Origin of the sequence: Streptomyces alfalfae, assembly GCF_004127445.1 — a bacterium.
Taxonomy (GTDB): Bacteria; Actinomycetota; Actinomycetes; order Streptomycetales; family Streptomycetaceae; genus Streptomyces; species Streptomyces alfalfae.
In genome coordinates, this window is sequence record NZ_QEXM01000037.1 from 206,509 (window position 1) to 221,854 (window position 15,346).

The window sequence follows — 15,346 nt, forward strand, 5'->3', positions numbered from 1 at the left end:
TCGCGCCGTCACCCCTCGTGGGCGACTCTCACCGGGGACGTCGGAGCGGGCGGCGCGTTCTCTACACCTCGCGGAAAGTTTCTCCGTCTCTTTTTCCGATGCTAGAGGGACACCGGCGAAGAGGGGCGGCAACCTTTCGTGATCCGGCGGCGACTGCTCAGCGGCCCGTTCCACCGGACACGGGCGCCCCCCACGCACGCAGAGACGGGAAAGACGGATGACTGAGCTGCACGGCCCCGGCAGAGCACGGCACCGCCGGAAGAAGACGGCCCTGGTGGCAGGTGTTCCGCTGGCGCTGACCGCCGCGGCGGCCATGGCCTACGGCACGGCCTTCGGGGTGTTCGGCGCGGACGCGCAGCCGAAGGCCGCGGCGGCCCCCGCCCCGGCCTGGGCCGACGACACCGCGGACGGTTTCGCGTCGGTCGAGGCCCACGGCCAGAAGGGCACCTACGGCGGCCGGGGCGGGCGGACGGTGACCGTCCGGACCCTCGCCGACCTGGAGAAGTACGCGACCGCCGCCGAGCCCTACGTCATTGTGGTGGCCGCGGCGATCCCGGTGGACCCCAAGGGCAAGGAGATCAAGGTCGCGTCCGACAAGACGATCGTGGGCGCGGGCGCCTCGGGCGAGATCGTCGGCGGCGGCTTCTTCCTCGGCCGGGGCGTGCACAACGTGATCATCCGGAACCTCACGATCCGGGACTCGTACGCGGGCGTCTGGAACGACAAGGAGCACGACTTCGACGCCATCCAGATGGACGGCGCCCACCACGTGTGGATCGACCACAACGACCTGCGGCACATGGCCGACGGCCTGATAGACAGCCGCAAGGACACCACCAACGTGACGGTGTCCTGGAACAGGCTGTCCCGCAACAACAAGACCTTCGGCATCGGCTGGAGCGAGAACACCACCGCCGACCTCACCGTGCACCACAACTGGTTCCGCGAGACCGAGCAGCGCAACCCCTCCACGGACAATGTCGCGCACGCGCACCTCTACAACAACTACCTCCAGGACGACCCGGGCACGGACATCACCTCGTCCTACGGGAACTACGCGCGCGGCAGGACGAAGATGGTCCTGGAGAACAGCTACTTCAAGGGCGTCGACAACCCCGTCATCAAGGACGCCACGGCGGCCCTCGTGCAGCGCGGCAACGTCTTCTCCGGCACCAGCGGGCGCAACGAGAGCGGCGGCACGGCCTTCGACCCGAAGCGGTACTACCGCTACACCCCGGACAGGGCCGCCGACCTCCCCGGCATCCTCAAGGCCGGCGCCGGGCCGCGCGAGGACATCGGGACGACGAACGGCACCCAGGCCGTACGGGCCACCACCTTGACGGTGGCCAAGGACGGCAGCGGGCAGTACCGCAGCGTCCAGCGGGCCGTCGACGCCGTGCCCGCGGGCAACACCGCGCCCGTCGTCATCCGGATCGCGCCCGGCACCTACCGCGAGACGGTCAAGGTCCCGTCGAACAAGCCGCACGTCACGCTGCAGGGCACGGGCGGCAGCCGCAAGGACACGCTCATCGTCGAGGGCCACGCCTCCGGGATGACCAAGCCGGGCGGCGGCACCTACGGCACCGGCGGCAGCGCGACCGTCGCCGTGGAGGCCGACGACTTCACGGCCCGCAACCTCTCCCTCGCCAACGACTTCGACGAGGCCAGGAACCAGCAGCTCGACGGCCAGCAGGCGGTGGCCCTGCGCACCGCCGCCGACCGGGTGCGCCTGGACGACCTCATCGTCAGCGGCGACCAGGACACGCTGCTGCTCGACACCGCTGCCAAGGACCGCACGGGCCGGGTCTACCTGACCGACTCGTACGTGATCGGCAACACCGACTTCGTCTTCGGCCGGGCCACGGCGGTCGTCGACCGGTCCGTCCTCACCCTGAAGAAGCGCTGGAACGGCACGTCGGCCGGGTACGTCACCGCGCCGAGCACCCCCGCGGGACGCAAGGGCTTCCTCATCACCCGCTCGACCATCGACGGCGACGTGTCCGCCGGGAGCTTCCACCTCGGGCGCCCCTGGCACGCGGGCGGTGACGCGAGCCTCGACCCGCAGACCACCGTCCGCGACTCCACCCTCGGCGCCCCGATCAAGAAGACCCCCTGGACGGACATGGGCGGCTTCTCCTGGAAGGACGACCGCTTCGCCGAGTACAAGAACAAGGGACCGGGCGCGGGCGGCCCCAGCGCCGACCGCCCGCACCTGAGCGACGCCCAGGCCGCGGACTTTGAGACCGCGGACTGGCTCGGCGGCTGGAAGCCCGCCGACTGACCCGAGGGGCACGGGACTCAGCCCAGGTGGACGGGGGCCGCGCCCTCGGCCGCCTCCTGGGCCTTGGCGTTGACGGCGAGGGCGGTGACCGCGAGGCCCGCGAGGAACATGACGCCCGCGGCGACGAACGCCAGCGTGTAGCCGTGGGTCAGGGCGTCGGCGGCGTCGGCCACCAGGCCCTGGTCCTTGGTGGCGACGCCGCGGTAGAACGAGGCGGCGGCGTCGGGCAGCCTGTCGTTCGCCGCCGAGGTGGCGATGGTCGACAGGACGGCGAGGCCGAGGGCGCCGCCGATCTGCTGGGCGGTGTTGAGCAGCGCGGAGGCGATGCCCGTCTCCTGGTGCTCGACACCGCTGACCGCGCCGAGGGTCATGGGCACGAAGCCCATGCCGAGGCCGAGCGCGGTCACGAACATCGCGGGCATGAGGTGCCCGGCGTACGACGAGTCGGGCGTCAGCGTGGCGAACCAGAACATGCCGATCGCGGCCACGAGCAGCCCGGGGCCGGCTATCAGCCGGGGCGGGACGCGGGTGATCAGCTTGGAGCTGGCGGTGGCCGCGATGCCCATGCCGAGGCTGAACGGCAGGTTGGCGAAGCCGGTCCTGACCGCGCTGTAGCCGAGGATGAGCTGCATGTAGAGGGTCAGGAAGTAGAAGGTCGCCATCATGCCGGCGCCGATGAACAGCATCGTGGCGAAGGAGCCGGAGCGGTTGCGGTCCTTGAACAGGCGCAGCGGCATCATCGGGTGCCCGGTGCGGCTCTGGATGAACAGGAACGCGCTGAGCAGCACGGCGGCGACGACGAAGCAGGTCAGGGTGAACGTGTCGGTCCAGCCGTGCTCGCCGCCCCGCGTGATGCCGTAGACCAGCGCGATGAGACCGCCGGTGCCGGTGATGGTGCCGGGCAGGTCGAGGCGGCCCTGGTGGCGCTCGGCCTCCACGAGCGTCCTGGTGCCGGCGAGGACGGCGAGGCCGATCGGGATGTTCACGAAGAACACCCACCGCCAGTCGAGGGCGTCGGTCAGGATGCCGCCGAGCAGCAGTCCGACGGTGGCGCCGATGCCGGCCATGGCGGCGTAGACCCCCATCGCCTTGTTGCGCGGCTTGCCCTCGGGGAAGGTCGTGGCGATCAGGGACAGGGCGCTGGGCGCGGCGATGGCCGCGCCGACTCCCTGGAGGATGCGGGCGCCGATGAGCAGGCCCTCGTTCGGGGCGAGCCCGCCGAGCAGGGACGCCAGGGTGAACAGGGCGATGCCCACCTGGAACATCCGGCGCCGCCCGAAGAGGTCGCCCGCCCGCCCGCCGAGCAGCAGCAGCCCGCCGAAGGCCAGGGCGTACGAGTTGACGATCCAGGCCAGGTTGGCGTCGGAGACGCCGAGGGCGGTCTGGATGCTGGGCAGGGCGATGTTGGTGATCGTGCCGTCCAGCACCACCATCAGCTGGGCCGCGGCGATGACGAACAGCGCGAGGCCGAGGTGCCGGCCGCGCGGTGACGCGCCGGCGGTGTCCGCCGGCGCGGGGGCGGTGACAGCGGGGCTGTCAGCAGACATGGGAGAACTCCAGGGCGAGGCGTGGACGTAATTCTCCGGAATTCCGGAGAGGGAAGTCTCGGCGAACCGCTTCGAGCAGCGGTCACACCGCAATGCAATCCGAGCGGCGCGGCGCTGGGAATGCGGCCTGGGCTCGGGACGAGTGAATATCTTAGCACCCGATAAGGGCTGGTAGCGGGGGCGTTCAGTGGTGCGCGGGGCGCTCCGAATCGCGTTTGACATTCCCCTTCGTCGTGTGAGCAAAGGGGCTACCGGGTGTTATTTGCATTCTCGGAGAAAGTGTGAGCAAAGAATTCACGTCCCCTCGCGTGGGTTCACAATTTTCCCGGGAAAGCAAATTGAGCGGCCCGCTGTGTGGCCGAGGAAAACACCTGGACCGGCCCCTGGGCCGCCCACTAGCGTGCCCTCTCGGCCCGCCGCCGCGGTGAGGTCGCGTGCCACATCGCCTCCCCCGACAGGACAGGGAGTTCCGCAGGTGAACGACCCCGCGCGCCCGGAGTCCCTCTGGGCCAACAGGGACTACCGCGTCTTCCTGGTCATCCAGACCCTCTCCGCCCTCGGCGACTCCTTCTCCTTCGTGGCGATTCCGCTGCTCGTGCTGCACAGCACGGGTTCGGTCGTCCAGATGGGGCTCGTGACCGGGATGACGGGCGTCGCCTCGATCGTCACCGGGCTGTTCGCCGGAGTGATCGCCGACCGCGTCGACCGGCGCCGGCTGCTCATGACCGCAGACGTCGCGCGCTGCCTGCTCTACGCGACGATTCCGGCGGTCTGGCTCTTCGCGACGCCGATGTGGGTGATCTACACGGTCGTTCCGCTCGCCGGCGGCTTCGCGATGTTGTTCCGGGTGACGTACGTGACGGTGGTGCCCGCCATCGTCGGGCCGGACCAGATCACCCGGGCCAACGCCCACCTCTTCGGCTCGTACGCCGTGGCGACGGTCGGCGGGCCCACCCTCGCCGGCTTCGTCGCGGCCGCCGCCGGTCCCGTGGCGGCCATCGGGATCGACGCCGTGACCTTCGCCCTCTCCGCCGCCGGACTCCTCCTCGTCAGGCTGCGGCCACCCGCCGACGAACCCGAGCGGCAGACCGGGGGAGGGGTGCGCCAGGAGTTCCTGGCCGGCGTCCGCTTCCTCTGGGCCCACCCCGTGCTGCGCCCGCTGACCGTGCTCCTGTCCGCGTTCATCTTCCTCACCCACGGCATGACCGACGTCATCATCTACCGCGTCAAGGAAGACCTCGGGCACGGCGACGACACCGTGGGCTACGTGCTCAGCGCGGGGACCGTCGGCGCCTTCCTCGGGTCCTTCGCGGTCACGCGGGTGCGCAAGGCCCTCGGATTCGGGGCGACCTGGATCGGCGCCACGGCCCTCGGCGGCGTCGCCATCGCCTGCCTCGGGCTGACGGGGAGCGTGCCGGTCATCGGCGCCCTGTCGGCGGGCATGCTGCTCGCCACCGGCGTCGCGGGCATCTGCTCGATGTCCCTGCGCCAGGAGGTGACCCCCGGCCACCTCCTCGGCCGGGTCACCGCCGCCTTCTGGACGACGCACTACTCGCTCGGGCCGCTGGGCGCCGCCGCCGTCACCGCGGCGGCGGCCGGCTTCGGGGTGGCGAAGGTCTGCCTCGCGGTCGGCGTGGGCGTGGTGTGCGTGGCGCTCAGCGGGACGGCCACCGGGGTCGCCCGGGGGTGAGCCGGGTGCGCGTCCCGCCGGGCGCACCGGTCAGCGCGGCCGCGGCGCCCCGTCCGCCCGCGGCTCCTCCCGCGCGCTGTCGGACCGCGGGGCCGTGCCGCTTCCGTTCCGCTGCTCGTCCCCGTGGCCGGGCCACCAGGCGGCGTGCCCGATGAGCGCCGTCAGCGCGGGCGTGAAGAGCATCGCCATGACGAACGCGGCGATCACGATGCCGAAGGAGAGCGAGAAGCCCATCTGCGAGAGCGTCGAGTTGCCCGCGAGCATCAGCGTCGCGAACGTGCCGGCGAGGATGACGCCCGCCGAGCCGATCGTGGGCCCCGAGTGCCGCACCGCCGTGCCCGCGGCGTCACGCGGACCGCGGCCCTCGCGCGCCTCCTCGCGCAGGCGCGACACCATGAGGATGTTGTAGTCCGTGCCGAGCGCGACCACGAACAAGTACATGATCACCGGCAGCATGAACATCAGCCCCGGCTGGCTGCCGATCTGCTGGAAGAGCAGCGAGGTGGCGCCGAGCGTCGCGCCGAAGCCCAGGGCGACGGACAGCATCAGGTACCAGGGCGCCACCAGGCTCCGCAGCAGCAGCCCCAGGATCACCATGATGGCGAGCGCCGCCACCGGGAAGACGACCGAATAGTCGCGGTCCACCGCCTTGTTGATGTCGACGTAGATGGCGGTCGTGCCGCCGACGAGCGCCTTCGACCCGTCCGGGGCCTCCTCGTGCGCGACGGGGCGCAGCCTGTCCTTGACCGTGGCGAGCGCGCCGTCGGAGGCGGGCGGGTCCGAGAGGATCACGGAGTACGAGGCCGTCGTGCGCCCCGGGTTCAGGCGGGGAGCCGCCACCGAGCCCACGCCGGGCACGTCGGCGAGCCGCTCACGGAAGGCGGCGGCCCGCTCTCGCGACACCGCCTCGCCGGAGGTCGAGGTGAGGTAGACGGAGGTCGGGTCGGTGGAACCGGCGGGGAACCCCTTCTCCAGGTCCCGCATCGCGACCATCGACTCCTTGTCCTCGGGCAGCGAGGACCCGGCGAGGTCGAAGTTGGCCTTGTAGCCGAGGGCGCCGAGCGTCAGGGCGCCCATGAACAGGGCCGAGACCACCGCCCACACCGCGGGCCTGCGGGCGACCGACGCGCCGAGCCGGGCGAAACCGGTGCCCTGCGGCTCGTGCCGCCAGGACTTCGACGGCCAGAACACCTTCGTGCCGAGCAGCGAGACCACGGCGGGGACGAGGGTGAGGCCGGCGAGCAGCGTCAGGAAGACCGCGATGGCGAGCGCGGGGCCCATGGACCGGAGCATGCCGAGCGAGGAGAGCGTGAGGGCGGCGAAGGCGACGATGACGGCGCCCGCCGCCGACGTGATGGCCTCCCCGACCCGGTCGACGGCGTGGACCATGGCGCCCTTGGGGTCCTCGCCCGCCCGCAGCGCCTCGCGGTAGCGGAAGAGCAGGAACAGGATGTAGTCCGTGCCCACGCCGAAGAGCACGACGGTGAGCAGCTCCTGGATGGAGGAGTCGGCCTTCATGTCGAAGGCCTCGTTGGCGGAGGCGATCAGGCCGGTCGCCATCGGGGAGATGAGGCCGATGAGGACCACCGGCAGCAGCGCGATGATGGGGCTGCGGAAGATGACGAGAAGCAGCACGATGATGATGACGATCGTGCCGACCCCGACGAGCATGCCCGCACGCTCGGAAGCGTCCCTCTCGTCCAGCGCCTGGGCGGCGGAACCGGTGATACCGGCCGTCAGGTCGGTGCCCTTCAGCTCCGGTCCGAGGTCCGACCGCAGCGTCTCCACGGCGTCCTGCTGCGAGGTGTCCTCGGGGTCGGTGATCTTCGGCATGGCGACGACCGACGTCCGCACCAGCTTGTTCGGCGAGACCTCGCCGGGGACGACGGCCCGTACTTCGGGGATCTTCCGTGCCGTGAGTTCCTTGGAGACGCGCTCCACGTCGGCGGAGTCGGCGGCCGTCAGCTTCCCGCCGTCGGAGCGTTGGAAGACGATGACCGCGCCGACGTTCTGCTGCTCGGGGAACTCCTCCTCCTGCACGTCGGCCGCGCGAATCGACTCGTAGTGCTCGGGAAGGAAACTCGCCTCGTCGGAACTCGAGGTGAGCTTCGGCGCCAGTGATATCACCGCGCCGGCAGCCACCACCCACGCCAGGATGATCCACCACGGGCGGCGCACCACGAATCGGCCCAGACCAGAAAACATCGGCTCTGCCTCTCCTCGCCCCCGAGGCACACAGTCGTGTCCCGACAAGGATCGGCCGGTCCGGGCCGCCCCGCCAGTCGAGCCACCCGCTTTCGGTCACTCGCGTCACGGCGGGGCGCCCGGCGCCGCCTCAGAAGTTGATCATGTGTCCGGCCAGGCCGTGCACCGCTTCCTTGACGGCCTCGCCGAGGGTCGGGTGCGCGTGGACGTTGCGCGCCACCTCGTGGACGGTCAGGTCCCACTGCTGGGCCAGGGTCAGCTCGGGCAGCAGCTCGGTGACGTCGGGGCCGATCAGGTGGGCGCCGATGATCTCGCCGTACTTCGCGTCGCTGATGACCTTCACGAAGCCGACGGTGTCGCCGAGGCCGTGCGCCTTGCCGTTCGCCTGGAAGGGGAACTTGGCGACCTTGACGTCGAAGCCCTTCTCCTTGGCCTGCGCCTCCGTCCAGCCGAAGCTGGCGATCTGCGGCTGGGAGTAGGTGGCGCGCGGGATCATCACATAGTCGAGTTCCATCGTCTCGGCGTCCGCGAGGGTCTCCGCGGCGATGACGCCCATGGCCTCGGCGGTATGCGCCAGCATCAGCTTGGCGGTCACGTCACCGATGGCGTAGATGTGCGGGACGTTCGTACGGTAGCGGCCGTCGACGTCGATCGCGCCGCGCTCGGTGAGCCGCACGCCCGTCGCCTCCAGACCGTAGCCCGAGACGTTCGGCGCGAAACCGATGGCCTGGAGGACCTTGTCGGCCTCAAGGACCTGCTCCTTGCCGTCCTTGCCCGTGACCGTCACCCGGACCTGCTCGCCCGACTCGTCGATGGACTCCACGCGGGTGGAGGTCATGACGTCGATGCCGAGCTTGCGGTACTGCTTGGCCAGCTCCTTGGAGACGTCCGCGTCCTCCAGGGGCGCGACGCGGTCGAGGAACTCGACGATGGTGACCTTCACGCCGTAGTTGTGCAGGACGTAGGCGAACTCGATGCCGATCGCGCCCGCGCCCGCGATCACGATGGAGCGCGGCAGGGAGTCGGCGAGGATCTGCTCCTCGTACGTCACGACGCGCTCGCTGCGGCTGGTGCCGGGCAGCAGGCGGGGCGTGGCGCCCGTGGCGATGACGCAGTTCTCGAAGCCGATGGTGGCGGTGGTGCCGTCGGACTTCGCGACCTGGAGCGTGTTGGCGTCCAGGAAGGTGCCCCGGCCGTCGAACTCCGTGATGCCGTTCTTCTTCATCAGGAAGTGGACGCCCTTGACGCGGCCGTCCGCGACCGTGCGGCTGCGGCTGAACGCCTCGCCGTAGTCGAAGGACACCTGTCCTTCGACCTTGATGCCGTACGTCTTCTGCTCGTGCGTGAAGAGGTGGGCCAGCTCGGCGTTGCGCAGCAGCGCCTTCGTCGGGATGCAGCCGACGTTGAGGCAGACACCGCCCCAGTACTTCTCCTCGACGACCGCTACCCGCTTGCCCAGCTGGGCGGCGCGGATGGCGGCCACGTAGCCGCCGGGTCCTGCTCCGAGCACGACGACGTCGAAGCGGTCTTCCATGGGGAGGTCCTCTCTGGGTGGTACAGGGATGACGGGTGACTCCGTGCCACGATCATGCGCCATGCGGTGGCCCGTGCGGGGCGCGGGTGGCGCATGCCACTGCCCGCCGGAGAAGTCACCCGCCGGTGCGCCGCGTCGCGCGAGTGTCAACATCCCTTCCTGCCAGCCGTGTTGACTTCTCCCACGTGGTTCACCCGAACGTGGATCACCGGATAGTGTCACCGGCACGGAAGACGTCCCGTGAGGCCCGTGGGAGAGGTGGAGAGCGCGCAGTGGACAGCGACAACCGGCCCAGAACGGTGGACCCGTCGTCCATCCCCTACGACATCCCGACCTCGGCACGCGCCTACGGCTGGATGCTGGGCGGCAAGGACAACTACGAGGTGGACCGGGACTTCCTGCTCTCCACCCTGCCCTCGTTCCCCGAGTGCGTCGACATCGCCCGGCAGAACCGTGAATTCCTCTTCCGCGTGGTGCGGTATCTGACCCGCGAGGCCGGCATCCGGCAGTTCATCGACATGGGCTGCGGGCTGCCCACCGACGACAACGTCCACCAGGTCGCCCAGCGCTTCGCCCCGGACGCCCGCGTCGTCTACGTGGACATCGACCCGATCGTCCTCGCGCACGGCCGCGCGCTGCTCGCCGACGACGCCTCGACCACCGTGATCCAGGGCGACATGCGGGACCAGGAGGCGGTCCTCGGCCACCCCGACGCGGCGCGGCTCATCGACTTCGACGAACCGGTCGCCGTCCTCTTCCTCTCGGTGGGCCACCACCTCGTCGACGCCGACGGGCCCCGGCGCGTCCTGCGCACCGTCATCGACCGCGCCGCGCCCGGCAGCCTCCTCGGCTTCTCCCAGGTGGTCGCCGACGACCCCGCCAGGGGCGCCGCGATGACGAAGCACATCTCCGGCGGCGGCGTCCCGTGGCAGACGCGCACCCCCGCCGAGGTCGACGCGCTCCTGACCGGCCTCGACCCGGTCGACCCCGGCCTGGTGAACCTCGTCGACTGGCGCCCCGACGCCGCGCAGCCGCGGCTCGCACCCGTCGACCCGGACCTCGTGCCGTACCTCGGCGCCACCGAGGCCAACAAGGGCATCTACGAATACGGGGGAGTGCTGCGGCTGCCGCGGCGGGACGGCTGAGCGCCACGACCCTGTTGACCTGGGGCGCGGCGCGCTCCACAATGACGTCCATGATCCAGCGCCTGACCGCCGCCGACCGGACGTTCGACGTCCCGTGGCGGCGCGGGTGCGAGCGATCGGGCCGCTAGCCGTCCCCGGATCCCCTTCCGCACGGCCGCCCGCTCTCTCCCACCAGAAGGATCACTTCGCCATGGCTGTCACCGACCGCACCCCGCACACCCCGGTCCTGCGCGAGGCCCGCGTCCCCGCCGACGGCATGTACGAGGGCCGCCGCACCCTCGATCGCCTCCCCGAAGGCGTCCAGGAGCGGCCCTACGACCTCTTCGACCTCGTCCCGCAGGGACGCCTCATCGGCGCCGAGGTCCGCGGCGTCGACCTCGCGCGGCCCCTCACGCCCGCCCTGCGGGAGGAGCTGAACCGCGCCCTGCTCGAATGGAAGGTGCTGTTCTTCCGCGGGGCCGGCATCACCTCCGAGCAGCAGCGCGACTTCGCCCGCAACTGGGGCGAACTGGAGACCAACCCGCTGCTCGCCCGCGGCTCCGCCGACGACGTGGTCCGCTTCGACAAGGGCGGCAGCGCCACCCCCACGTACGAGAACGTCTGGCACGCGGACGTCACCTTCCGCGAACGCCCGGCCCTCGGCGCGGTCCTCCAGCTCCGCGAGGTGCCGCCCTACGGCGGGGACACCATGTGGGCCGACATGGCCGCGGCTTACGACAACCTCCCCGACGACGTCAAGGAGCGCATCGAGGGGGCGCGGGCCGTGCACGACTTCATCCCCGGCTTCGCCCGCTTCTACGGACCCGACAAGCTCGTCCCGCACCAGGACCGGTTCCCGCCCGTCACCCACCCCGTGGTGCGCACCCACCCGGAGACCGGGCGGCGGACGCTCTTCGTCAACACCTCCTTCACCACGCACATCGTGGGCATGGACCGCGAGGAGAGCGACCGGCTCCTGAGCTTCCTGGTGCGCCAGGCCCATGTGCCGGAGTACCAGGTGCGCTTCCACTGGCAGGCGGGCGACGTGGCGTTCTGGGACAACCGCGCGACCCAGCACTACGCGGTCGACGACTACGCCCCGCACCGCCGGGTCGCGGAGCGCGTCGCGATCACGGGCGACCGCCCCTGCTGATCCCGCACCGGCCACCGCCCGGCGTTCCGTCCGGGGGCGACTGCCAGCGGATCTCGCCGTCCTGGACGGTGTCCGTGGCGGCGAGTCCGGCCGCCGCCGCGACGGCCGCCGACGCCCCGTGGTCCGGATGGACGTGCGCGACCACCGTGCGCACGCCTTGCCACGCCAGCCAGTCCACCAGGCCACGGGCCGCTTCCGTCGCGATCCCGCGCCGCTGCCAGGCGGTCCCGACCACCCAGGCGATCTCGGCGACGGATCCGGGAGCGCCGGGGACGACGGTGGCCTGCACGGTGCCGACCAGCGGGGCGCCGTCCTCCGCGCGCAGCCCGATGACCCAGTTGCACCAGGAGACGCCGGGGTCGGGGGAGCCCGCGAGCACGCGCCGGTAGCGGGCGCGGAGCGCGTCGGTGTCCTCCGGGGCGCCGCCGATGAAGGTGTGCAGCGCCGGGTCGTCGAGGACGCGGGACATGGCGTCGGCGTGCTCGACGCGCAGCGGCACGAGGTCGAGGCGGGCCGTGCGGATCGTGGCGGGCCGCACGGGGCGGCCGGAGGGCGAAGCGGGCATGCGCGCATTGTGCCCCGGCCCGTCCCGTGCGGTGCGGGCAGGTGAGGGCCGGTCTTGACCGGCGATCATGGAGTTCATAGCCTCGGCGGCATCCCGGGCCATGCGCCACGCCCTGAGCACGCGCCACGTCACGCGCCACGAGCCGAGTCTGCCGAGGTCCCGCCGATGCCGACCCCACCGATCCCGTCCCCGGCGTCCGCCGCGTCCGGCGGCGCCCTCGCCGGGCTCAGGGTGCTCGATCTCTCCCGGGTCCTCGCCGGCCCCTACTGCGCGCAGATGCTCGCCGACCACGGCGCCGACGTCATCAAGGTCGAGCCCCCCGCCGGTGACGAGACCCGGGGCTGGGGACCGCCGTTCGTCGCGCCGGACACCTCCGCGTACTACCGCAACCTCAACCGCGCCAAGAAGAACATCGTCGTCGACCTGTCCGCGCCCGAGGGGCGCGACATCCTCGACGCCCTGCTGCGCGACACCGACGTCCTCGTCGAGAACTTCAAGGCGGGCACCCTCGCCAAGTGGGGCTACGCCGACGAGGACCTGCGGCAGCGCCACCCCGCCCTCATCCACTGCCGGATCACCGGCTTCGGCGCCGAGGGACCGCTCGGCGGACAGCCCGGCTACGACGCGGTGCTCCAGGCCTACGGCGGCCTCATGAGCGTCAACGGCGAACAGGACGGGCCGCCGCTGCGCGTGGGCGTACCCGTCGTCGACCAGGTCACCGGCATCCTCGCCTTCTCCGGCATCCTGCTCGCCCTGCACGAGCGGCACCGCTCGGGCCTCGGCCAGCTCGTCGACTGCACGCTCCTCGACACCGCGGTCAGCCTCCTCCATCCGCATTCGGCCGCGTATCTCGCCGACGGCACCGTGCCGCGCCGCACCGGCTCCGCGCACCCCTCCATCGCGCCCTACGACTCCTTCGCCGCCGCCGACGGACCGGTCTTCGTCGCGGTCGGCAACGACCGGCAGTTCGGCGCGCTCGCCGATGTCCTCGGCCTGCCCGGCCTCGTGGACGACCCGCGCTTTCGCGCCAACGCGGACCGGGTGCGCCACCAGGGGGAGCTCCGCGCGGCCCTGGCGGAGGCCATCGCCGGGCACACGCGCGCCGACCTGACCGCGCGGCTCACGGCCCGCGGCATCCCGGCCTCGCCCGTGCACGACGTCGCCGAGGCGCTGACGGCCTCCCAGGTGCGCCACCGCGGCCTGGTCGTCGAGAGCGACGGCTACCGCGGACTCGCCTCGCCCGTCTCGCTCTCCCGCACCCCGGCGCGGGTGCGGCCCGAGGTGCGGGGCGCGGGGGCGGACACCCGGGACGTCCTCGCGGCGGCGGGGCTCGACGAGGAGTTCATCGGCACGGCGGCCGAGCGCGGGGTCGTACGCCTCGCGGAGCCCTCGGCGGGCGGCGATGACGGGTGATTGTCAGTGGCGGCTGCCATGGTGGGCGTCATGAATCCTCTGCTTCTCACCGACATCGAGGCGGCCGTGCGCGCCGGTTGGGGCGCCGACACCATGACGCCGGAGTGCCGGTCACAGTGGACCGCGGACAATCCGGCCAGGGACCAGTGCGGCGTCACGGCGCTGGTCCTGCACGACCTGCTGGGCGGTGACCTGCTGCGGGGCGAGGTCCATGTCGACGGCCGGTGGACGGACTTCCACTGGTGGAACAGGATCGGCGGGGAGTACGAGATCGACCTCACCCGGGAGCAGTTCGCGCCCGAGGAGGTGGTGACCGAGGGGACGGTCGTCGCCCGGCCGCCCCGGATAGACCGGCTCCGCGAGGAGTACGAACTGCTGCGCACCCGCGTCCTGCACAGACTCGACGAGACGGCGGCGTCGCGCGCACGGTGAGCACACCACGGCCCCCGGCGCCCGAGGGCGCCGGGGGCCGGCCCGCGTCCCGGCGGCCTTCCCCCACGAAAGGAGGCCGGGACTCTCCCTGAGTGTGGGTCAGGGTCCTGTGTGGTGCCGTCAGAAGGCCAGAGCGGCGCCCTCCCCGAGACCCGCCTTCATCTCGCACCGGTTGGCGAAGGTGGTGGACCAGCCGACGTGCTTGCCGGACCAGACACCGGTGACGGAGACCGTGACGGGACGCCACTCCTTGGTGCACACGACGTCGGACGTGCTGCCCACGAGCTGGGCGAACTGCCCGCCGGTCTTGGTCAGTTCGGCACACGCGGCCGCTGCCGCGGGGTGGGTTCCGCCGGGGCGCGGCGCGCAGGTCAGCGTGACGGCGCGCTCGACCGCCGTGGAAGTGGCGTCCTCGCCCTGACCGACCGTGAGCACCAGGGCGGACGGCGCGTAGAGGGCGGCCTGCTTCGGGGCCTCGGCGTGCGCGGTGCCTGATGTCGCGGCGAGGACGCAGGTCGCCGCCGCGGCGGCTGCTCCCACGGCCTTGAGGGTGCGACGCATGGTGGACTCTCCTTTGTTCGAGGCGGGTGTTGACTGCGGGGAGGAGTCTTGTCTGCGCGGAGAGTGAGCGCCACACGTACGGTCGATTTCCGGATGGGTGTGTTCGCTGAGCGGTGCCCGGGTGTCCGTTCGGGCAGCTCAGGGCCGGTGGCCCGGCCGCCGGGAGGCTGTCCAGCATATGGACAACCGGCATTGGTATAACGCGTGACAACCTTCTGACCTGTGGCGTCGCGAAATTGGTTCTTTCTTCGACTACCGGCAACGACCGGAAATGATCGCTGCGGAAGAACGCCTCATGAAGACGGCCGGATGCCCGGGGTGGACGCGGATGTCCCCCGGGCATACGCGGGGCGGCGCACCGTTGGGCCGCTCCGCGCCGGCGGCGGCTCTCAGCCCCGCGAGAAGGCCAGCACGGCGGCCAGGTTCATGGGCTGCCGCGTCGAGAGGTAGAGGTACGGGGCGCCGCCGTAGGAGTTCCGCAGCTCGATGCGGAGGGCCGTGGGGATGTAGGAGCGCAGCAGGAGCATCGCGTACGGGTTCGCCCTGACGGTCCGCCACTCGAAGGCCTCGCGTTCGTCGAGGATCTCCGTCGCGCCGAGCGCCTCGATCGGGATCTTCCGCCCGCCGACGACCAGGGAGCCCGGCGTCACGAGGATGCGCACCCTGCCGTGCGCGTACACGATCCCCGCGGCCACCGCCATGCCGACCGCCGCCGCCGTCACCGCGGCGATCACGCCGAAGGGGATCCCCGCCAGCGCGAGACCGGCGCCGCCCAGGGCGACCAGCGCCCACCAGGAGCGGGGGACGCTCAGCCGCTCTTCGTAGATGTGCATGACCGAAT

The 15,346-nt window shown here is 71.6% G+C and carries 12 protein-coding genes; 6 read left to right on the forward strand and 6 right to left on the reverse strand.

The genetic code is table 11. From position 1 onward, the window contains the following. The first annotated feature begins 217 nt into the window (after positions 1-217). Complete coding sequence (locus DCW30_RS16055; protein ID WP_076687507.1) at positions 218-2,281, forward strand: pectinesterase family protein; 2,064 nt, start codon at positions 218-220, stop codon at positions 2,279-2,281. A gap of 17 nt (positions 2,282-2,298) precedes the next feature. Here the strand turns inward: DCW30_RS16055 and DCW30_RS16060 are convergent, their stop codons facing one another. Further along, positions 2,299-3,828, reverse strand: coding sequence for an MFS transporter (locus DCW30_RS16060; RefSeq protein ID WP_076687508.1), 1,530 nt, complete (start codon positions 3,826-3,828; stop codon positions 2,299-2,301). Between the two features lie 475 nt (positions 3,829-4,303). Between DCW30_RS16060 and DCW30_RS16065 the strand changes: the two genes are divergently transcribed. Further along, positions 4,304-5,518, forward strand: coding sequence for an MFS transporter (locus DCW30_RS16065; RefSeq protein ID WP_076687509.1), 1,215 nt, complete (start codon positions 4,304-4,306; stop codon positions 5,516-5,518). Between the two features lie 30 nt (positions 5,519-5,548). On the opposite strand, the gene DCW30_RS16070 is transcribed toward DCW30_RS16065, so the two are convergent. Both DCW30_RS16070 and lpdA read right to left on the reverse strand, forming a co-directional pair. Further along, positions 5,549-7,723 (reverse strand): MMPL family transporter, encoded by a 2,175-nt coding sequence (locus tag DCW30_RS16070; protein WP_076687510.1) that lies wholly within the window; start codon positions 7,721-7,723, stop codon positions 5,549-5,551. Positions 7,724-7,853: 130 nt separating this feature from the next. Beyond that, entirely contained in the window at positions 7,854-9,257 is a 1,404-nt protein-coding gene (lpdA, locus tag DCW30_RS16075; protein WP_076687511.1) for a dihydrolipoyl dehydrogenase, read from the reverse strand. A 272-nt stretch (positions 9,258-9,529) separates the two neighbouring features. On the opposite strand from lpdA, the gene DCW30_RS16080 reads away from it, so the two are divergent. Together DCW30_RS16080 and DCW30_RS16085 are read left to right on the forward strand one after the other, a co-directional pair. After that, positions 9,530-10,402 carry an SAM-dependent methyltransferase gene (locus DCW30_RS16080; protein ID WP_076687512.1) on the forward strand — a complete coding sequence of 291 codons (873 nt, stop codon included), beginning with the start codon at positions 9,530-9,532 and terminating at the stop codon, positions 10,400-10,402. A 190-nt stretch (positions 10,403-10,592) separates the two neighbouring features. Then, the gene (locus DCW30_RS16085; RefSeq protein ID WP_079250229.1) at positions 10,593-11,534 is read left to right on the forward strand and encodes a TauD/TfdA dioxygenase family protein; all 942 of its coding nucleotides are present in this window, start codon (positions 10,593-10,595) and stop codon (positions 11,532-11,534) included. On the opposite strand, the gene DCW30_RS16090 is transcribed toward DCW30_RS16085, so the two are convergent. Further along, positions 11,512-12,099, reverse strand: a complete 588-nt coding sequence (locus tag DCW30_RS16090) for a GNAT family N-acetyltransferase (protein ID WP_076687513.1) — start codon at positions 12,097-12,099, stop codon at positions 11,512-11,514. The genes DCW30_RS16085 and DCW30_RS16090 overlap by 23 nt on opposite strands. 165 nt (positions 12,100-12,264) lie before the next feature. On the opposite strand from DCW30_RS16090, the gene DCW30_RS16095 reads away from it, so the two are divergent. Together DCW30_RS16095 and DCW30_RS16100 are read left to right on the forward strand one after the other, a co-directional pair. Continuing rightward, positions 12,265-13,512 carry a CaiB/BaiF CoA transferase family protein gene (locus DCW30_RS16095; RefSeq protein WP_079250230.1) on the forward strand — a complete coding sequence of 416 codons (1,248 nt, stop codon included), beginning with the start codon at positions 12,265-12,267 and terminating at the stop codon, positions 13,510-13,512. Positions 13,513-13,542: 30 nt separating this feature from the next. Beyond that, positions 13,543-13,944, forward strand: a complete 402-nt coding sequence (locus DCW30_RS16100) for a YunG family protein (protein ID WP_076689645.1) — start codon at positions 13,543-13,545, stop codon at positions 13,942-13,944. Positions 13,945-14,064: 120 nt separating this feature from the next. On the opposite strand, the gene DCW30_RS16105 is transcribed toward DCW30_RS16100, so the two are convergent. Both DCW30_RS16105 and DCW30_RS16110 read right to left on the reverse strand, forming a co-directional pair. Then, complete coding sequence (locus tag DCW30_RS16105; RefSeq protein ID WP_076687514.1) at positions 14,065-14,505, reverse strand: subtilase-type protease inhibitor; 441 nt, start codon at positions 14,503-14,505, stop codon at positions 14,065-14,067. A gap of 389 nt (positions 14,506-14,894) precedes the next feature. Continuing rightward, entirely contained in the window at positions 14,895-15,338 is a 444-nt protein-coding gene (locus DCW30_RS16110; protein ID WP_076687515.1) for a DUF3093 family protein, read from the reverse strand. Between the last annotated feature and the right edge of the window lie 8 nt (positions 15,339-15,346).

What these genes read in the sequence shown, in the direction of transcription:
- DCW30_RS16055 (WP_076687507.1), top strand. Translation starts at nt 218, where the DNA reads ATGACTGAGCTGCACGGCCCCGGCAGAGCACGGCACCGCCGGAAGAAG.
- DCW30_RS16060 (WP_076687508.1), bottom strand. Translation starts at nt 3,828, where the DNA reads ATGTCTGCTGACAGCCCCGCTGTCACCGCCCCCGCGCCGGCGGACACC.
- DCW30_RS16070 (WP_076687510.1), bottom strand. Translation starts at nt 7,723, where the DNA reads ATGTTTTCTGGTCTGGGCCGATTCGTGGTGCGCCGCCCGTGGTGGATC.
- lpdA (WP_076687511.1), bottom strand. Translation starts at nt 9,257, where the DNA reads ATGGAAGACCGCTTCGACGTCGTCGTGCTCGGAGCAGGACCCGGCGGC.
- DCW30_RS16085 (WP_079250229.1), top strand. Translation starts at nt 10,593, where the DNA reads ATGGCTGTCACCGACCGCACCCCGCACACCCCGGTCCTGCGCGAGGCC.
- DCW30_RS16090 (WP_076687513.1), bottom strand. Translation starts at nt 12,099, where the DNA reads ATGCCCGCTTCGCCCTCCGGCCGCCCCGTGCGGCCCGCCACGATCCGC.
- DCW30_RS16095 (WP_079250230.1), top strand. Translation starts at nt 12,265, where the DNA reads ATGCCGACCCCACCGATCCCGTCCCCGGCGTCCGCCGCGTCCGGCGGC.
- DCW30_RS16100 (WP_076689645.1), top strand. Translation starts at nt 13,543, where the DNA reads ATGAATCCTCTGCTTCTCACCGACATCGAGGCGGCCGTGCGCGCCGGT.
- DCW30_RS16105 (WP_076687514.1), bottom strand. Translation starts at nt 14,505, where the DNA reads ATGCGTCGCACCCTCAAGGCCGTGGGAGCAGCCGCCGCGGCGGCGACC.
- DCW30_RS16110 (WP_076687515.1), bottom strand. Translation starts at nt 15,338, where the DNA reads ATGCACATCTACGAAGAGCGGCTGAGCGTCCCCCGCTCCTGGTGGGCG.